We start from the raw sequence: 16,821 nt of genomic DNA, 5'->3' as shown, positions 1-16,821 counted from the left end.
TTGAGTTGGTGTAGGCCGCTTATGATACTGAGCCTGCGAACCTTTGGCGAATGCCAGGCGCGCTCAGCCTGGCAAAGCGGAGAGCGTGGAGAAACCGGTGCAAGCATAAGCAGTCAAAGTTGCTCAGGCTCCAGGCACCAGCCTTGTCGGGTTGCCTTGAGGCGGTCAGTCAGTGCCAATTCCTCCAGAAACGCATCGTCATGAGAGACCACCACCAAAGCGCCTTGATAGCTCCGTAACAGGGTTTCCAGCGCCTGGGCGGAGGGAAGGTCGAGGTGGTTGCTGGGCTCGTCGAGCAGCAGTAGTGATGGCGGCGAGTCGGCGTAGAGGATACAGGCCAGCGCGCCTTTCAGGCGCTCGCCGCCACTGAGATGCCCGCTGGGCTGGGTGATTTTCTGCGCATCCAGGCCCAACTGGGCCAGTCGCATGCGCAGTGTGCCTTCTGTTGTCGAGCGGTTCGTCTCCTGCAGCTGTTCAAGCAAGGTTTTATGCGGCTCAAGATTTGCCAGACGCTGGTCGAGGTAGGCACTTTCAGCTGTTACCTTGCAGGTTCCAGACACGGCTTCGATCTGACCTGCCAGCATGCGCAGCAGTGTCGATTTACCACAGCCGTTGGAGCCCACGATACCCAAACGCTGCCGCCCTTGCAGCAGCAGGCTGATATAACGCGTCGCGCCTGTAACGAAAGGTAGCTCGGCGTTTTCCAGAGTGACCAAGCGGCGCTGTGCGACTTGGGGGATGGGTAGCTCATGCAGGGTGATATGCGCCGCGCTTTCAACGTGCCTGGCGGCTTCTCTCACCTGCTGGTTGAGCTGTTCACGGCTGGCCGTGTATTGCTGGCGCAGCGCGCCCAGTGCGTTTTGGCTGCGCTCTTGCTGGCCATCCAGAATCACCCTGGCCTGATTGGCTTCCTTGCCCTGCCGATTTCCTCGGGCCTGGCGTTTTTCCTGGCGTTCACGCTGCTTGCGCATCGCCCTTTCTTGGCGTTGGCGCTCCAGCTTGTGCCTATTGAGTTGGTCAATGGCGCTTTGCTGCTCGTGTGCTTTCGCCTCGGCATAGAAGGTGTAGTTACCGCCATAACTACGCAGCCCTGTGGGGGCCAGTTCTACGATACGTTCCAGGGTATACAGCAGTTGCCGATCATGACTGACCACGATCAGCCCACGCGACCAGCGCTGCAGTTGTTCGATAAGCGCCTGGCGGCTGGGTCGGTCGAGATGATTGCTTGGCTCATCGAGTATCAAAAAGTCGGCATTGGAGAGCATGGCGCCCATTAAGGCAACCCGCATGGCCTCGCCACCGCTTAGTACGCTGGCCGGTGTGGTCGCTTCGAGATGATCCAGGCCGTTGCGCTCGAGTGCATGGCGAAATCGCTGGGGCATGTCCCACCGCTCTTCCACGGCCACGAAATCCTCCATGGCCGTACTACCCGCCTCGATGCGTGCCAGCGCCTCCAGGGTGGGCTGAATACCGGCCAGCGCAGCAACGGATGCCGTTTTCGGCACGGCCACTTGCTGGGCAAGATAGTGTACCCGACTGGGACGCTGGCAGACGCCAGTGGTCGGTTCTAACAGCCCTGCGAGGATGCGGGCCAATACCGTTTTACCCGCACCGTTGCGCCCCACCAGCCCAGTGGGTTGCGTATCGAACTGCTGGTGAAGGTCAGTGAAAAGCGGTCTGCCATCCGGCAAAACGTAGGAAACACCCTGCAGGGTGAGATGGGTAGTGGTCATGATGAATTCCAGCGATGCCAAGTACTCCCCCTATGTCAGGGGCTCACGGAGACTGGCCGTCATTGCAACGGCGGGCATCAATGGTTCATTGGACAACTACCTCTGTTTGGCGTGAAGAGAAACACCATCATACAAACAGTCACGGCGACACATCAATGGCCACATGACCAAAAGCGCCCCCGGCGGGGGGCGCTTTTGGTTCATGGGCTTAGAAAGATGCCCACTCTTCTTTGTTGTGGGGATTCCCGAGCACGTGCGTGGTCAACCGCTGGGTGGCCTTGGGCTGGCTGTCATGGCGTCGAGCGGTAGCAGGCAGCGCAGCCTGATGCTGCCCAGTGGTTGCTCCCTTGAAGAACGAGACCTCTTTCAATAATGCTTCGGCTTGCATTTGGAGAGAATGGCCTGCCGCACTGGACTCTTCCACCAGGCTTGCGTTCAGCTGGGTAACACTGTCCATTTGAGCGATGGCCGTGTTGACCTGATCGATCCCTTGAGACTGCTCGTGGCTGGCTGTCGCGATTTCACCCATCAACAAGGAGACACGCTGAACACCGCTGACAATGTCTTCCAGCGCTTTGCCCGCCTGATTGACGAGAGTAGACCCGTTGCCGACTAGATCGATGCTTTCTTCCACCAGTTGCTTGATCTCCTTCGCCGCGTTGGCACTGCGCCCCGCCAGGTTACGTACCTCGCCCGCTACCACCGCAAAGCCACGGCCCTGCTCGCCTGCACGAGCGGCTTCCACCGAGGCATTGAGCGCCAATAAGTTGGTCTGGAAAGCGATTTCATCGATCAAGCCAACGATACCGGCAATCTTGCGGCTCGATGCATTGATGCCTTCCATTGCATTCACCGCGTTACTGGCGATTTCACCCCCTGCATTGGCTTGTTGCGTCACTTCGTAAACGAGCTTTTCGGCTTCAGAGGCGTTGTCCGCGTTCTGCCGAACGGTAGAAGTGATTTCATCCATCGAGGCGGCGGTCTCTTCGATGCTGGCGGCCTGTTGCTGCGTTCGGCTGCTCAGATCTTCGGTGCCATGGGCAATCTCTTCAGCCGCCCCATTGACCGACTCGGCATTGTGCCGAACGGACATCACCACCTGGGAGACCTTCATCTCCATGGCCTTCAATGCCTTGAGCATGTCGCCAAATTCATCTTTACAGGTGATATTGATGTCGTTGTCCAGCTTGCCCTCCGCCATGGCGTTGGCCAGCGCTTGCGCCTTGCCCAGCGGTGTCATGATGCCTTTGATCAACCATATTGCCAGCAGAACGCTCACGAACACTGCCCCGGCAATCACGCCAATGACGATGTTGCGTGTCCATACGTATTCATGGGACGTTTGCTGGTGAGAGGCCGATGCTTGGGCACTATTGATATCGATTAGCGAATGAAGCGCATCGAGCACTTGCGGGTAGGCTGCCCGTAACGTCGTGGTGGCGATGCGGCGTGCCGCATCAAAATCATTGCCGACCATCGCTGCGTTGATTTCGTCGATCCCTGCACGCAGCACCGCCAGAGACGTGATGAATTCTTCGGCGATACCACGCTCTACGTCATCAGACACCCGCTGGGGGAAATAATCGTTCCAAGCGGCATCGATAATCGCATCGTTTTCGGCCACTTCTTGCTGTGTCGTCACGGCGGAGGCCGGGTTGCGGTCGCGTTGTTCTGCGGTGATTTTCACTCTCGTACTGAGCAGCGCTTCGTTCACCTTTCCCAAATCGACCAGCGTCAGCACGTTGGCTTCGAACGTGCGCGTAATGGCATCGTTCATCTTACTTAAATGATATAGCCCGAACACCCCCACGGCGATCAGCATTAGAACACAGGCCCCCAAACTCACAGCCAGCCGTCTTTTGACACTTTTTTTTAGGTATAGCATGGCGATTATTTCTCATCAGTTCCGCAGCGGTGCGCTTTGGCAAGTGAAAAGCAATGGCATCTATAAACGTGCAAAAAGCACGTTAGCAAGACGCCATTTCAGTTATCCATTGGTGGGGGCATCGGACGCTTACCGGAGTAGGCAATGTCTTACGAAGCTACGGGGCGATGTCTTACGCAACAGATAGCAAATATCTTACAAAACCCATGGCAAATCTCTTACAAAAATCATCGCTAAAAACGTAAAAAATCATCAACTCCATAAACGACAGACACTTGCAAAATATCTTAGATGAGAACCAATATCTTTACGTATCTTTACCCCCTTACTTTAAAACACTAAGCAATAAGCGCGCCTCACTGCTAGAACACTTTTTTAATTAGCTCGCTAGTGAGAAATGGAGTTGGCCATAAACGCTTGCGAGCCGAGAGCCCACTAAAAACGACGCTTCGACACTTCAGGGAACACTAACAGCATTTCTAATGAGCCATTTTACGCTCACAGAGACACGTGTCCGGTTTGTCACCTGCCATGCCAACCGCTTGGTGCGGTTTAACCAAGCCCCAGCGCCTCGATCACCGCCTTCACCTGCTGGCGTGCCTGCCCTTGCAGGGTATTCAGCGGCTGGGGCAGGCAGGGGGCGCTCACGCGGCCAGTGAGTTCGGCCATGGTCGCGGCCACCCGCAGGCTGCCGCCATGTTCATGGTAAAGCGCCCATAGCGCTGCCAGCGCGTTGGAGTGGGCCAGGGTCTGTTCGGTGTCTCCCTCCTGGGCGGCGCGGGTCAGCGCCAGCGCGTGTTCCGGGTAGAGCCCACCGAACACCGAGTACCATGCCTCGCAGCCGGCCAGCAGGCCCGTGGCGGCGGCGGGGTCGCCGCTGATGCCGATGGTCACGTCCTCGGGAATCAGCGCCCGCAGCCGCGCCACCCGGGCACTGGCTTCGTGCAGATCGTTGGGCACCGGTGGAATCTTGATGGAGCGCACCAGGGGCAACTCGGCAATGCGCCCGTGCAGCTCATCGCTGAAGGTGAAGTGGGTGGTGCCGGGGTTGTCGTACACGCACAGCGGCACGCTGATGGCGCGGCTGACGGTACTGAACAGGTTGTACACGTCGTCATCGGTGAGCTTCTGGTAAGACACCGGCGCCAGCAACAGGCCGCTTGCCCCGGCCTGCTGGGCATGTTCGGCGTTGGCCAGTACATCCCGGGTGCGCAGCGCGCCAATGCCCACCACCACCGGCACCTCAGCAGCGTTTTCCACGCTCAGCCTGGCCACGCGGGCCCGCTCCTCCACGCTCAAATAAGCGTAGCTGCCGGTAGAGCCCAGCACGCCGATGGAATCCACCTTCGCGTGGGCCAGCCGGGCCACTAGCTGGATGAACTCCTGCTCGTTGATGCCCTGCTCGTTCATGGGGGTCAGCGGAAACGCACTCAGGCCGGTAAACATGGGGTGTCCTTTTTTTGAGCGCTGCCTGGGCAGCCAAGGGGGGCTGGTCAGGGCGTTACAGGCCGCCCGCCAGATCCAATAAAGTGCCGGTGGCAAAGGATGACTTGTCACTGGCCAGCCAGACAATGGCTTCTGCCACTTCGGAGGGCTGGCCACCCCGTTGCAGGGGGATGCGAGACTTCAAGCGGTCTACGCGGGCAGGCTCACCGCCGAGTGCGTGCATCTCGGTGTAGATGAGGCCGGGACGCACTGCATTCACGCGGATGCCTTCGGCCGCGACTTCCAGCGCCAACCCCCGAGTCAAGGTATCCACGGCTCCTTTCGAGGCGGCGTAATCCACGTACTCGTTGGGCGAGCCGCTTTTGGCGGCCATGGAGGAAACATTGACGATACTGCCGCCCGCGCCGCCCTGGCGGGTAGACATGCGCTGCACGGCCTCCTTGCAGCAGAGAAAGCAGCTCATGACGTTCTTTTGCAGCACGTTGCCAAAACGCTCCGGCGAGATATCCACCAGCCGCGCCTGGGTGTTGAGAATGGCGGCGTTGTTGACCAGCACCGTCAACGTGCCGAGTTCCTGATCGACCTGGCGAAACAGGTTCGCCACCTCATCGGCTTTCGACACATCCGCCTTCACGGCCAGGCAGCGCACTCCCAGGGCGAGGATGTCACTGCGCACACGCTCGGCGGCCGCGTCGTTTTCGACATAGTTGAGGCAGACATCGTAGCCATGCCGGGCGAACAACCGAGCCGTCTCGGCACCAATGCCTCGACTCCCGCCGGTAATCACCACCACGTTGGGGTTTGCCATGCGCCCTCCTCGTTTGCCAGCGTTTTGCGAATGCCGCCCACTGTGTACCGTCTAGTGAATATACACCGACACCGCCGTTGAGCAATTATGTACAAGCCACGCTGGCGCCCGCGTCATATCCTGAAACGGGTCAGGGTAAGCTCGCCATGGGCCGAATGTGATCAAGGAGGTTGGCATGGGCAGCAGCCAGTTCGAGTTTTTCAAAAATCATCATGTGCCGTCACTGACCGTCTTGAAAGCGGCCATCGAGGATTTTAGCTATGACCGTCATGCCCACGAGGAGTACGCCTTTGGGGTGACGCTGGCGGGGCGACAGGATTTCTTCAGCGGCGGGCAGTTTCATCGTAGCCCACCGGGCAACGTGATTCTGTTCAACCCAGAAGAGGTTCATGACGGCCACGCTGGCGGTGAGCAGGCTTTGGGCTACGTGATGGTATACGTGCATCCCAACCAAGTGTTGCCGCTGTTCGAGGAGCTGCTTGGCCGCCCACAAACGTCACCGTTTCGTTCCCGGAGTACGCTCATTCACGACCCGCTGCTGCGCCAGGCGATACAGGAAGTCGCACGCCTGACCACGCATCAAGCGGGCAGCTGCATCGACCAGGAAAACGCGCTGTATCGCGTGATCGAGCGCATGGTTCAGCTTGGCGGGCACATGGTGACTGGCCAACGCACCAACCGCCCAGACACGCTGTTGGGCCACGCCAAAACGTATATTCATGAGCATCTTGAGGCAGATATCTCGCTGGACGACATCAGCCAAGCCGCGCATTTGTCGAAGTACCACTTTTTGAGGCTATTTCGCCAACAGTTCGGCATGACCCCTCATCAATACGTGATCAATTGCCGCGTGAACGCCGCCCGCTCCGCGCTCGACCAGGGCGCGCCACTCACCGAGATAGCGCTGCGTTTCGGCTTTGCGGATTTGAGCCACTTCAACCGCCGTTTCAAACGCATCTATGGCATGACCCCTTTCCAGTACCAACGCGACATCACGCGTTAAGCATCACGTCCACCTAGAGGTTTTCTCATGTTAGCAATCGTCGCCTATGCCCTGGGCGTCATGTACACGCCTGGGCCTGTGAATCTGTTGGGGTTGAATGTCGGTATCAACGGGCAGGGTAAAACCTCGCTGGGGTTTTGCCTGGGCGTGGGGCTGGCCATGCTGCTGTACTTGCTGGTGTTGGGGTGGGCGGGAGCCGCCTGGATATCTCAAGACTCCCTGGTGCTGCTCAGCGCGCTCGGCTGCGCTTATATCCTGTATCTGGCCTACAAGGTGGCCCGCGCCAATGCCACCCTGGATACCCACGCCCCGGCACCACGCATGCTCAGTTTTCGTGATGGCCTGATGATGCAGTTACTCAACCCTAAAGCCATGGTCGCGACACTGCCCATCGCGACGCTGCAGTTTCCTGCCGAGGGTATTCAGGGCATGAGCCTGTTTATCTGGGCACTGGGGCTGGCCGCACTGGCGGCAGGTGCCCCCGGCAGCTATGTGGTGATAGGCAGCCTGCTTGGCCAGCGTGTCAGGCAGCCCAGGCTGATCAAAGGGTTCAACTGGGTCATGGCGGGGCTACTGGTAGCCGTAGCGGTATCGATTGGCCATGAACACGTTTGGCTCGTGGTTACTGCCCGAAGCTGATCCCCAAACGCAGGGCTTGCAGGCCATCCAGCTGTACCGTCACCTCATCGGACCACAGCGGGTGGCCTTGCACGCGCACGTTGACCGCCGCCTGGGAGCCACGATACCCCACGGTGACGGCGATATTGGCGCTGTTGCTGACCGGCGCCAGCAGGCCATACTCGACGTTATCCACGCTGACCGAGGTCAGGCCACGGGATGCCAGCTGCTGCTCGACCTCCCGCTCGATCACCACGCCGTAATAGAAATAGATACCTGCATAGCCCAACCCCAGCAGCACCAGCAACGAAAAGAACTTGCCCATGGTTTTCCTCTGTTTGAATACACGTGACGTTATCCCGCCACCCTCAAACGTGGATGATGCCTGTTTTCTAAAGACACCGACAAGTGAAGAATGGAGCTTCCGTACCCACCGTTTCGTACCCTATTTTTTAGATGAGCCCCTTGAAAATAGGCCATTGCCTATATAGATTAAAAGCTATACTAGGGAGGGGCTATGTGGGCGATAGAACAAACGGCAATTTTTGAAGAGTGGTTTTTCTCACTCGACGATGCTGACCGTGAGAATGTACTGGCCTCGGTTCTACTACTTCAGGAACGAGGCCCCATGCTATCTCGCCCTCATGCGGATACGGTCAAAGGCTCGCAATTTACCAACATGAAAGAGTTACGGATTCAGAGCCGTGGTCGCCCCCTCAGAGCTTTTTTTGCTTTTGACCCTACTCGCGCAGGCATCATTTTATGTGCTGGTGACAAAGGCGGGAATGACAAGCGGTTTTACGACGAAATGATACCAGTAGCGGACCGTGAATATGCGGCGCATCTGGAAACGCTGAAGTGAGGTGAGCATCATGGCAAGAAAATTAGAAGACTTGCTGGCGCAGGAAAAACCGGAAGTAGTAGCAGCGGCCAAGGCGAAAGCAGGTGATATGTTGCTGGACATTAGGCTTGCCGAAATTCGCCAGCTGGCAGAAAAAACCCAGGCAGACCTCGCCGGTGCCATGGGGGTTACACAACCCACGATTGCAGGCCTTGAGAAAGTAGGCCAGGACATGCGCCTTAGCTCTCTAAAACGCTACGTCGAGGCGCTGGGAGGCCGTGTCCGAGTGGATATTGAGCTACCCGACGGCAGCCATCACGGATTCCCCGTCTGACTTTCTCTCCTCAAGCCTTCATAACGCTATAAAAACAGAGCGGGCCATGGCCCGCTCTGTGGTGTGATGGTGCATCCCATCAGGCTGGCAAACCCGCGCGCTCCTGCTGGGGTTCTCGACACCCTCTCACACTGGCCGACAGCGCTTTCACCAGCCCGTGTACCTGGGCGATGGCTTCTTCGCCGCTGCTGGCGTGTTCGATGCAATCTACCAGGGCAGAGCCTACTACCACGGCGTCGCTGAAGCGGCCAATGGTGGCGGCCTGTTCGGCGGTGCGAATGCCGAAGCCCACGGCAATGGGTAGCGGCGTGTGTTCGCGCAGCTGGTTCACGGCACCTTCCAGCCGCTCGGGTGTGGGGGCACTGCCGCCGGTCACGCCCGCCACGGAAACGTAGTAGATGAACCCGGAAGCGTTGGCCAGCACCTTGGGTAGCCGCTTGGCATCGGTGGTGGGCGTGGCCAGACGAATGAAATCGATGCCGTGCTGGGCGGCGGGCTGGCACAGCTCTTCGTCGTGCTCGGGGGGCAGGTCCACCACGATCAGTCCGTCTACCCCTGCCTGGGCTGCGTCACTGAGAAAACGCTCGACGCCGTAGCAGTAAATCGGGTTGTAGTAGCCCATCAGCACGATGGGCGTGGTGCTGTTCTGCTCCCGGAACTGGCGCACCATTGCCAGCGTTTTGGCCTGGGTCTGGCCTTTTTCCAGGGCGCGCAGGGCAGCCTTTTGAATGGCGGGGCCATCGGCCATGGGGTCACTGAACGGCATGCCGAGTTCGATGATATCCACACCGGCATCCGGCAGCCCGTGCAGCAGGCGGCGGGAGGTCTCGGGGTCCGGGTCGCCCGCAGTGAGGTAGCTGACCAGCGCTGGGCGGTTTTGCTGTTTGAGCGCGGCAAAGCAGCTGTCGAGCCGAGAAGTACGTTGCAAGGTAGGTTGCATGGGAGTCTCCTGTATCGCGCTCATGAGTGTTTCATGCCGAAGCGGTCGCCCAGATGCTGGGCCACGCTGTTCATGTCCTTGTCACCACGTCCGCTGAGGTTGACCACCATCAGGTGCTCGCGGGGCAGTGTTGGCGCACGTTTGGCAACTTCTGCCAGGGCGTGGGCGGTTTCCAGGGCGGGGATGATGCCCTCCTGGCGGCAGCAGATCTGGAACGCTTCCAGCGCTTCGTCATCAGTGGCAGAGACGTACTCGACCCGCCCCTGCTCGTGCAGCCAGGCGTGTTCGGGGCCAATGCCGGGGTAATCGAGCCCTGCGGAAATGGAGTGGGCGTCGGTAATCTGGCCATCTTCGTTTTGCAGCAGGTAGGTAAGGTTACCGTGCAATACGCCGGGGGTGCCGCCGTTGAGGCTGGCAGCGTGCAGGCCGCTCTTGACGCCTTTACCGCCCGCTTCCACACCGACCATGTGCACGCTGTCATCGTTGATGAACGGATAGAACAAGCCCATGGCGTTGGAGCCGCCGCCGACACAGGCAATCAGTGAATCCGGCAGGCGGCCCTGCTTTTCGAGCATCTGGGCGCGGGTTTCATGGCCAATCACCGCCTGAAAATCGCGCACCATGGCCGGGTACGGGTGCGGGCCTGCCACGGTGCCGATGATGTAGAAAGTGTCGTCTACGTTGGTGACCCAGTCGCGCAGCGCTTCGTTCATGGCATCCTTGAGCGTGCCGGTGCCGGAAGTGACTGGCACGATCTCCGCGCCCAGCAGCTTCATGCGGAACACGTTGGGCTGCTGGCGCTCGATGTCGGTGGCGCCCATGTAAATCACGCAGGGCAACCCAAAGCGGGCCGCTACGGTGGCGGTGGCCACGCCGTGCATGCCTGCGCCGGTTTCCGCGATGATGCGCTTTTTGCCCATCTGCTTGGCCAGCAGTACCTGGCCAATGCAGTTGTTGATCTTGTGCGCGCCGGTGTGATTCAGCTCTTCACGCTTGAGGTAAATGCTGGCACCGCCGAAGTGCTCGGTGAGGCGCTCGGCAAAGTAGAGCGGATTGGGGCGCCCCACGTAGTCGCCTTGAAAATAGGCGAGCTGGCGCTGGAATTCGGGGTCGTTTTTGGCCGTGGTGTACTCATCCTGAAGCTCGAGAATCAGCGGCATCAGGGTTTCGGCCACAAAGCGGCCACCAAAGCTGCCAAACATGCCGTTGGCATCGGGTAGGCTTAACGGTTGGTTCATCTCGACCTCTGCGATTTGGGGCGTTTTTGCAATATGTCGACGTTAGCGCAGGCAGGTCGGAAGAAAAATCGATAAGATGGCAAGCACCTGTGAGTTTTTCACAACTGTTCCAGGAGACCCCATGCAACACAGCCTGCCCCCGCTGAGCGCTTTGCGCGCCTTTGAAGCCACTGCTCGGCTGGGCAGCGTCACCGCGGCCGCTGACGAGCTGAGCGTGACCCACGGCGCGGTAAGCCGCCAGCTCAAGAGTCTGGATGAGCATTTTGGCGTGGCGCTGTTCACGAAAGCCGGGCGCGGGCTGGTGCTGACCCACCACGGTGAGCAGTTGCAAAGCGGGGTTGGAGAGGCCTTCGCCAAACTCAGGGATAGTTGCACTTTGCTCAAGCATGAGGTGGAAGAGGCGCCCTTTACGCTGGCCTGCCCCGGCAGCCTGCTGGCCCGCTGGCTGATCCCCCGCCTGGACCGCTTGAACCAGGCGCTGCCCGAACTGAAGCTGCAAGTGGTGGTGAGCGATGCCGAACAACCGGGCAAGCCCGAGACCAGCGCCACGCTGGCCTTCTTCGAACCACCCTGGCCCGAGGAAGGCGAACGCATTCCTCTGATAGCCGAGGAAATTTGCGCCGTGGCCAGCCCCCGGCTGGCCGAGGCCTGCAACGTGGAAGCCCCCTCATCGTTGTTTGGCAGCAAGCTGCTCTATACCGCATCCCGCCCCCAGGCGTGGCCGCAGTGGGCTGCCGCCCAAGGCCTGGAACCCGCCGCATTGAAAGCAGCCCTGCAGCAGGGCCAAGGGTTTGCACACCTCTACTACCTGATGGAAGCCGCCGTGGCAGGGCTCGGGGTCGCCATTGCCCCCAGGCTACTGGTGGAAGACGACCTGAGAAGCGGTCGGCTGGTCGCCCCCTGGGGCTATATCGAAACCCCGGCCAGGCTCTGCCTGTGGCTACCCAAACACACCAACGCCCGCCGCAGCGAAGCCCTGGCGAGCTGGTTGCGCAGAGAATTGGGAGCTTAAAGCCCAACCCGGTGTGGATACACCACGAAGGCAAGCTTGTTGCCGTCGGGGTCGCGGACGTAAGCCGCGTAGAAGCCGTCGCCATACTGAGGGCGAAAACCTGGTTCGCCCTCGTCGCTGCCGCCGCTCTGCAGGGCCAGCTGATGCAGCGTATCCACTTCCTTGATGTCGCTGAACTGGAAGGCGGTCATGGTGCCATTGCCTACCGTGGCAGGATGACCATCAAACGGCAGGCCCACGAAAAACTGGGGCACTTCGACATCATCCGGGTCGCCGAAGGAAACACAGCTGTCATCCTGCCAGCAGATATCCAGCCCCATGGCATTGAACAGCGGCGTGTAGAACTGCAGGGCACGCTCCAGATCCTGGGTTCCCACCATTGTGTAAGCCAGCATGCGCTATCTCCTCATCGCGCGGCGCAGCGCCGCGGAGTTGCCTTTCTCGTGCTTATTGTCTCGTACTTATTGTGGCTCGCTTGGCGTCACTCTGACCAGTTTGCCCTGGGGGCTGTCGGTCAGCAGGTAGACCGCGCCCTCGGGGCCTACTCGCACGTCACGAATGCGCGCGTCCAGCTCACCAAACAGCCCCTCTACGTCTTCGGCGCTGCCGTCTTCCTGCCAGCGTACCCGACGCACTTCACGATTGACCAATGCCCCCACCAGCAGGTCGCCCTGCCACTCGGGAAACAGCTCGCCCCGATAGACGGCCATGCCCGAAGGGGCGATAGAAGGCGTCCACTCCAGCGCCGGGGGCTGCATGCCGGGGTATTCAGTAAACGGCGAGACCCTGGCCCAGGTGTAATCCAGCCCGCCGGTGGCAATCGGCCAGCCGTAGTTGTTGCCGGGTTGGATGAGGTTGAGCTCATCTCCGCCTCGCGGGCCATGCTCGTGGGCAATCAGCTGCTGGCGCTGAGCGTCGTAGACCAGCCCCTGCACGTTGCGATGGCCAATGCTGTAGAGCTCGGGCAGTGCATCGGCCCGGGCCAGGAAGGGGTTGTCGTCGGGCACGCTGCCATCGGCGTTCAGGCGCACGATGCTGCCGATATGGCTGCTCACCCGTTGGGCATCTTCACGGTTATCGAAACCATCGCCCAGAGTGAGGATCAGCGTGTCATCCGGCAGCCATGCCAGGCGGCCCCCATAGTGGGCATCGCCACGCTTGGCGGGGTGAACCCGAAAAATCTCTTCCACCTGTTCCAAACGCCCATCGCCCAGGGTGGCTCGAGCCAGGCAGGTATGGTTGGCACTGGCCGTACCACAGACGTAGCTGAGGTAGAGCTGTTGATTGGTCTCGAACCGGGGAGAAAGCAGCACATCGAACAGCCCCGACTGCCCAGAGGCAAACACCTCCGGCACGCCCTCCAAGTCGGCCAGCGTCTGGCCGCTGTCATCCAGCAGCAATAGGCGTCCTGGGCGCTCGGTCACTAAAAAGCGGCCATCGGGCAAGAATGCCAGCGACCAAGGGTGCTCCAGCGCATCGGCCAGGGTGTCGATCTGATAAGCCGTTTGGGCTTCGGCAGCGGGCTGAATCACAGGCAGCATAAAAGTAGACAGCACGATGGCCAAAGGTGCGTTGCTACGCCGTCTGTTCGACGCGGAGCATGTCAACACGGCCAGCAGCCAGCCTGCCACGGCGGCCGTTGCCAGCATGGCGGCCAGCCCACCGGCACTACGAGTGGCAGCCACCAGTGTGGGCATGGGCGCAAACGTGTTGGTCAACCGGAAGGTTAGCCATAGCCCAGCCACGGCCGCCAGCGCAAAAGCCAGGCGGCGAAGGCTGGCAGGCCACCGCCGAGCCAGCCAGCCCGCCACGGCCTGGGAGATGAGAAACCCCACCAGAAAGAGCCCTGCGTATACAGGCGCAAAGTGAAGCAAGTCCTGAGCCGTGGTCGATAGACGCGTACCCAGCGGAATGGCCACGCCCAGCGCCTGCAGCTCAGCCAGGTTCAGTTGGGTTTGTACGACACTGCCCAGCGCCACGCCCACGATCGTCGCCAGCAGCACGCGTAGCGCCAGCGCTCCCCGGCCCTTTTTGCCCCAGCCCTGCTTAGACCCCATGATGCCCCCTTCACGTTTTGAATGGCTTTTCAAATCAGCATACATCAGTTGCCGTAGGCTTCGCTGAGTGTGTTGCATCACCGGGCGTTACGATAGGCAAGCCTCTGTCAGCGAGTGCGTGCGTTTTCGATAGAGAGACGTTATGGTTTTGATAAATGTTGCCTATAGATGGAGTTACCATGTCGCGCTATTTGGGTACGGCTACCGCACTGACGGCACTCATGGCCGTTGCTTCTGTGGGAATCGCCAGCGAGTCTCCACTCGCTCAGCAGTTGAACGCGCTGGAAAACTTTCAGGTCATCGCACATCGCGGGGCCAGTGGCCATGCCCCCGAAAGCACGCTGCCCGCCTACGAGCTGGCCCACGAGTGGGGGGTGGACTATCTGGAGCTGGACGCTCAGCTCACCGCCGATGGCGAAGTGGTCATTTTTCATGACAACACCCTGGAACGTACCAGTAACGGTGAAGGGCATATCCATGAGCACACGCTGGCCGAACTGAAGGCGCTGGATACCGGCAGCTGGTTCAACGAAGCAAACCCCGAGCAAGCGTCGGAAGACTTTGTCGGTTTACCCATGCTGACGCTGGAGGAGCTGTTCGATCACTTCGGGTATACCACCCGCTATTACATCGAAACCAAGTCGCCCCACTTGAACCCGGGCCTGGAAGCCGCACTGGTGGAGCGCCTGGAAGCCTACGATATGGTCGAGGAAGGGCGTGTTCTGGTGCAGTCGTTTGCTCAGGAAAGCCTGCTGAAAATAGAGGCGCTCAACCCTGAGATCCCGCTGGTGCAACTGTTGTGGTACTCCCCCAGCGAGGGCGAAGGCACTCCCCTGGTCGAGTGGAACGACACCACACCAGCCCCCGCCCAGATGCGTGCCAGCGACTTTCAGCGCATCGCCGAATACGCGGTCGGTATCGGCACCAACGCACGCCATGATGGGCAGGATGTCATCGATGCTGACTTTATCGAGCTGGCCCAGCAGAACGGCCTGCCGGTGCACGTTTACACCGTTAACGAGCCTTCGGAGATGGAGCGCCTGATGGGGCTGGGCGTCGATGGGCTGTTTTCGGATTACCCGGATCGTGTACAGGCACTCATCGTTGAATAGGCATGCTTTTCCAGCGTTCATCACGATTACCCGGCCACACTTTAGCGTGCTATCTTGCTGATATAAAAAAGCGTTGTCAGGTCATCGTTTTTACATGGTAGGGAGGGGTCCCTCATTCTTACACACATGGCGCCTACTCTTGGTGCATTGGCTTAGCGTGAGGCCGCGTAACCACTGGCGCGCCTATGGGCTGCTGGCGCTATGCTGGCTGCTGCTCATGCCTGCCACGGCCAAGGCCGAGCCCGCAGAGTCGCTCGCGGTCATCGTACTGGTGGCCCATCCCGACATCGAGCACTCGGCCCTGCCCCGCGACGCTCTGCGTGCCATGTTTGCCATGCGCCAACGCACCTGGCCCAACGGCCAGGCCATGCAGGTCTTTGTGTTACCCAATCGCGATACTGTCCATGCGCGCTTTGCCAAGGAGATGCTGGCCGTCTACCCGCATCAATTGCAGCTGGCCTGGGACAGGATGGTGTTTTCTGGCATGGGGCAAGCTCCCCACCGTGTACGCGACCAGGTGGATATGCGCGAGCAAGTTGCCCGCACTCCCGGCGCGCTGGGCTACCTTGAACGGGAGTACCTGGATGAAAGCGTCCGTGTCATCTCCATGGAGTAAGCGCCTGGCGCAACGCTGCGCCCTGGCGGGCTTGCTGACCTGGCTGCCCGTGGCAGGCATGGCCCATGACCCCCCCGCCGATACCCTTCAGGTGCACGGGTTTCTCAGCCAGGCACTGGTCATTACCGACCATAACGACTTCTTTGGCAACAGTAGCGACAAGGGCAGCCTGGAGTATACCGAGCTGGGGTTGAACGCCTCGTTTCGCCCGCACCGCCGGGTACTGGTGGCAGGCCAACTGCTCAGCCGCCGCGCAGGAGGCGATACCAGCGATGCGGCCCCCACTCTCGACTATGGCGTGGTGGACTACCAGATGCTGGCCAACCCCGCGCGCACGTTGGGGGTGCAAGTAGGCCGTTTCAAGAACCCGTTTGGACTCTACAACCAGACGCGCGATGTCGCCTTTACGCGCCCGAGCATTCTGCTGCCTCAATCCATCTACTTCGATCGCACCCGCGCGCTGGGGCTGGCGGCGGACGGCATTAGCCTGTATGCCGAGGAGCATACCTCTGCGGGTACATGGCGCTTGAGAGGCGGTTTGGGTCGCCCACAAACGGGGTCAGCATTGTCCGACCAGCTGTTTGGCGGTACTGCTCAGCGGGTCTCAGCATCAGCGCCCTCGGCTATTGCGCAACTGCTGTTCGAAGATCACAGCGGCCAGTGGGTAGCGGCGCTGAGCGCGGCCTCGGTCAATCTGGAAGCGACGCTGATGGGCCAGGAAGCCGACTTCAAGTTTCAGCCCTGGATAGCCTCTGTGCAGTACAACCAGGAGCACTGGAGCCTGACCGCCGAATACGCACTGCGCCAGCAGTCCCTAAGCGGTGATCACCTGCCACGCACCTTCGATATCACGGGTGAAAGCTGGTACGTACAGTATCAGCGGCGCTTCTCTCCCGACTGGAGCGGCCTGATTCGCTTCGACCGGCTGGTCAATAATACCGACGACCGCTCGGGGCATGCCTATGAACGGGCCAGGTTTGGGCCTGCGCACTCGCAGTTTGCCGATGACATGACCCTCGGCGTGCAGTGGACGCCTACCTCCCAGCTCATGCTGTCCGGGGAGTATCACTATGTGGATGGCACCGGCTGGCTCCCTCGACAGGACAACCCCGATGCCAGCCTGACTCGCAAGCATTGGAACATGCTGCTGTTTCAACTTTCACTGCGCTTCTAAACCC

Annotated in this window: 17 protein-coding genes; 8 read left to right on the top strand and 9 right to left on the bottom strand. The window is 60.0% G+C overall.

Annotated features, from left to right (window positions below; translation table 11 throughout):
- Positions 1-113: 113 nt before the first annotated feature.
- The 4 genes from HSS18214_RS0117105 to HSS18214_RS0117090 all read right to left on the bottom strand — a co-directional run bounded on the left by HSS18214_RS0117105 (position 114) and on the right by HSS18214_RS0117090 (position 5,872).
- The gene (locus HSS18214_RS0117105) at positions 114-1,733 is read right to left on the bottom strand and encodes an ABC-F family ATP-binding cassette domain-containing protein (protein ID WP_016916498.1); all 1,620 of its coding nucleotides are present in this window, start codon (positions 1,731-1,733) and stop codon (positions 114-116) included.
- 208 nt (positions 1,734-1,941) lie between these two features.
- On the bottom strand, positions 1,942-3,618 hold the full coding sequence (locus tag HSS18214_RS18410) for a methyl-accepting chemotaxis protein (protein ID WP_040461355.1): 1,677 nt from the start codon (positions 3,616-3,618) through the stop codon (positions 1,942-1,944).
- Between the two features lie 552 nt (positions 3,619-4,170).
- The gene (locus HSS18214_RS0117095) at positions 4,171-5,064 is read right to left on the bottom strand and encodes a dihydrodipicolinate synthase family protein (RefSeq protein ID WP_016916496.1); all 894 of its coding nucleotides are present in this window, start codon (positions 5,062-5,064) and stop codon (positions 4,171-4,173) included.
- Between the two features lie 55 nt (positions 5,065-5,119).
- On the bottom strand, positions 5,120-5,872 hold the full coding sequence (locus HSS18214_RS0117090) for an SDR family oxidoreductase (RefSeq protein ID WP_016916495.1): 753 nt from the start codon (positions 5,870-5,872) through the stop codon (positions 5,120-5,122).
- Positions 5,873-6,047: 175 nt separating this feature from the next.
- On the opposite strand from HSS18214_RS0117090, the gene HSS18214_RS0117085 reads away from it, so the two are divergent.
- Both HSS18214_RS0117085 and HSS18214_RS0117080 read left to right on the top strand, forming a co-directional pair.
- Complete coding sequence (locus HSS18214_RS0117085; protein WP_016916494.1) at positions 6,048-6,875, top strand: AraC family transcriptional regulator; 828 nt, start codon at positions 6,048-6,050, stop codon at positions 6,873-6,875.
- 27 nt (positions 6,876-6,902) lie between these two features.
- Positions 6,903-7,514, top strand: coding sequence for a LysE family translocator (locus HSS18214_RS0117080; protein ID WP_016916493.1), 612 nt, complete (start codon positions 6,903-6,905; stop codon positions 7,512-7,514).
- Here HSS18214_RS0117080 and HSS18214_RS0117075 read toward each other — a convergent pair.
- Positions 7,498-7,818: a hypothetical protein gene (locus HSS18214_RS0117075; protein WP_016916492.1), complete on the bottom strand. Its 321-nt coding sequence runs from the start codon at positions 7,816-7,818 to the stop codon at positions 7,498-7,500. The genes HSS18214_RS0117080 and HSS18214_RS0117075 overlap by 17 nt on opposite strands.
- A 192-nt stretch (positions 7,819-8,010) precedes the next feature.
- On the opposite strand from HSS18214_RS0117075, the gene HSS18214_RS0117070 reads away from it, so the two are divergent.
- Both HSS18214_RS0117070 and HSS18214_RS0117065 read left to right on the top strand, forming a co-directional pair.
- A complete protein-coding gene (locus tag HSS18214_RS0117070; RefSeq protein ID WP_016916491.1) occupies positions 8,011-8,355 on the top strand; it encodes a type II toxin-antitoxin system RelE/ParE family toxin in 345 nt (114 codons plus the stop codon).
- A gap of 10 nt (positions 8,356-8,365) precedes the next feature.
- Positions 8,366-8,668, top strand: a complete 303-nt coding sequence (locus HSS18214_RS0117065) for a helix-turn-helix domain-containing protein (protein WP_016916490.1) — start codon at positions 8,366-8,368, stop codon at positions 8,666-8,668.
- Positions 8,669-8,747: 79 nt separating this feature from the next.
- Here the strand turns inward: HSS18214_RS0117065 and trpA are convergent, their stop codons facing one another.
- Together trpA and trpB are read right to left on the bottom strand one after the other, a co-directional pair.
- A complete protein-coding gene (gene trpA, locus HSS18214_RS0117060) occupies positions 8,748-9,596 on the bottom strand; it encodes a tryptophan synthase subunit alpha (protein ID WP_139788427.1) in 849 nt (282 codons plus the stop codon).
- 32 nt (positions 9,597-9,628) lie between these two features.
- A complete protein-coding gene (gene trpB / locus HSS18214_RS0117055) occupies positions 9,629-10,846 on the bottom strand; it encodes a tryptophan synthase subunit beta (RefSeq protein ID WP_016916488.1) in 1,218 nt (405 codons plus the stop codon).
- A gap of 121 nt (positions 10,847-10,967) precedes the next feature.
- On the opposite strand from trpB, the gene HSS18214_RS0117050 reads away from it, so the two are divergent.
- On the top strand, positions 10,968-11,858 hold the full coding sequence (locus HSS18214_RS0117050) for a LysR family transcriptional regulator (protein ID WP_016916487.1): 891 nt from the start codon (positions 10,968-10,970) through the stop codon (positions 11,856-11,858).
- On the opposite strand, the gene HSS18214_RS0117045 is transcribed toward HSS18214_RS0117050, so the two are convergent.
- Both HSS18214_RS0117045 and HSS18214_RS18405 read right to left on the bottom strand, forming a co-directional pair.
- The gene (locus tag HSS18214_RS0117045) at positions 11,855-12,253 is read right to left on the bottom strand and encodes a VOC family protein (protein WP_016916486.1); all 399 of its coding nucleotides are present in this window, start codon (positions 12,251-12,253) and stop codon (positions 11,855-11,857) included. The genes HSS18214_RS0117050 and HSS18214_RS0117045 overlap by 4 nt on opposite strands.
- A 66-nt stretch (positions 12,254-12,319) precedes the next feature.
- On the bottom strand, positions 12,320-13,915 hold the full coding sequence (locus tag HSS18214_RS18405; protein WP_016916485.1) for a PQQ-dependent sugar dehydrogenase: 1,596 nt from the start codon (positions 13,913-13,915) through the stop codon (positions 12,320-12,322).
- A gap of 179 nt (positions 13,916-14,094) precedes the next feature.
- Between HSS18214_RS18405 and HSS18214_RS0117035 the strand changes: the two genes are divergently transcribed.
- From HSS18214_RS0117035 to HSS18214_RS0117025, 3 genes are all read left to right on the top strand, one after another.
- Positions 14,095-15,027, top strand: a complete 933-nt coding sequence (locus tag HSS18214_RS0117035; RefSeq protein WP_016916484.1) for a glycerophosphodiester phosphodiesterase family protein — start codon at positions 14,095-14,097, stop codon at positions 15,025-15,027.
- Between the two features lie 217 nt (positions 15,028-15,244).
- Entirely contained in the window at positions 15,245-15,643 is a 399-nt protein-coding gene (locus HSS18214_RS0117030) for a hypothetical protein (RefSeq protein ID WP_040461370.1), read from the top strand.
- Complete coding sequence (locus tag HSS18214_RS0117025; RefSeq protein ID WP_156808549.1) at positions 15,612-16,817, top strand: porin family protein; 1,206 nt, start codon at positions 15,612-15,614, stop codon at positions 16,815-16,817. Before HSS18214_RS0117030 ends, HSS18214_RS0117025 begins: the two co-directional genes overlap by 32 nt.
- Positions 16,818-16,821 lie beyond the last annotated feature (4 nt).

The sequence above is a fragment of the Vreelandella stevensii S18214 genome, assembly GCF_000275725.1.
Taxonomy (GTDB): domain Bacteria; phylum Pseudomonadota; class Gammaproteobacteria; order Pseudomonadales; family Halomonadaceae; genus Vreelandella; species Vreelandella stevensii.
Note: the sequence above shows the minus strand (reverse complement) of the source record. Positions and strands in the feature narration are given on the sequence as shown.

Bases quoted from the DNA above. Each gene is read 5' to 3' on its own strand.
- HSS18214_RS0117080 (WP_016916493.1), top strand. From the start codon at position 6,903: ATGTTAGCAATCGTCGCCTATGCCCTGGGCGTCATGTACACGCCTGGG.
- HSS18214_RS0117075 (WP_016916492.1), bottom strand. From the start codon at position 7,818: ATGGGCAAGTTCTTTTCGTTGCTGGTGCTGCTGGGGTTGGGCTATGCA.
- HSS18214_RS0117030 (WP_040461370.1), top strand. From the start codon at position 15,245: ATGCCTGCCACGGCCAAGGCCGAGCCCGCAGAGTCGCTCGCGGTCATC.
- HSS18214_RS0117050 (WP_016916487.1), top strand. From the start codon at position 10,968: ATGCAACACAGCCTGCCCCCGCTGAGCGCTTTGCGCGCCTTTGAAGCC.
- trpB (WP_016916488.1), bottom strand. From the start codon at position 10,846: ATGAACCAACCGTTAAGCCTACCCGATGCCAACGGCATGTTTGGCAGC.
- HSS18214_RS0117065 (WP_016916490.1), top strand. From the start codon at position 8,366: ATGGCAAGAAAATTAGAAGACTTGCTGGCGCAGGAAAAACCGGAAGTA.
- HSS18214_RS0117095 (WP_016916496.1), bottom strand. From the start codon at position 5,064: ATGTTTACCGGCCTGAGTGCGTTTCCGCTGACCCCCATGAACGAGCAG.
- HSS18214_RS0117070 (WP_016916491.1), top strand. From the start codon at position 8,011: ATGTGGGCGATAGAACAAACGGCAATTTTTGAAGAGTGGTTTTTCTCA.
- HSS18214_RS0117035 (WP_016916484.1), top strand. From the start codon at position 14,095: ATGTCGCGCTATTTGGGTACGGCTACCGCACTGACGGCACTCATGGCC.
- HSS18214_RS0117085 (WP_016916494.1), top strand. From the start codon at position 6,048: ATGGGCAGCAGCCAGTTCGAGTTTTTCAAAAATCATCATGTGCCGTCA.
- HSS18214_RS18405 (WP_016916485.1), bottom strand. From the start codon at position 13,915: ATGGGGTCTAAGCAGGGCTGGGGCAAAAAGGGCCGGGGAGCGCTGGCG.
- HSS18214_RS0117025 (WP_156808549.1), top strand. From the start codon at position 15,612: ATGAAAGCGTCCGTGTCATCTCCATGGAGTAAGCGCCTGGCGCAACGC.
- HSS18214_RS0117105 (WP_016916498.1), bottom strand. From the start codon at position 1,733: ATGACCACTACCCATCTCACCCTGCAGGGTGTTTCCTACGTTTTGCCG.
- HSS18214_RS18410 (WP_040461355.1), bottom strand. From the start codon at position 3,618: ATGCTATACCTAAAAAAAAGTGTCAAAAGACGGCTGGCTGTGAGTTTG.
- HSS18214_RS0117045 (WP_016916486.1), bottom strand. From the start codon at position 12,253: ATGCTGGCTTACACAATGGTGGGAACCCAGGATCTGGAGCGTGCCCTG.
- HSS18214_RS0117090 (WP_016916495.1), bottom strand. From the start codon at position 5,872: ATGGCAAACCCCAACGTGGTGGTGATTACCGGCGGGAGTCGAGGCATT.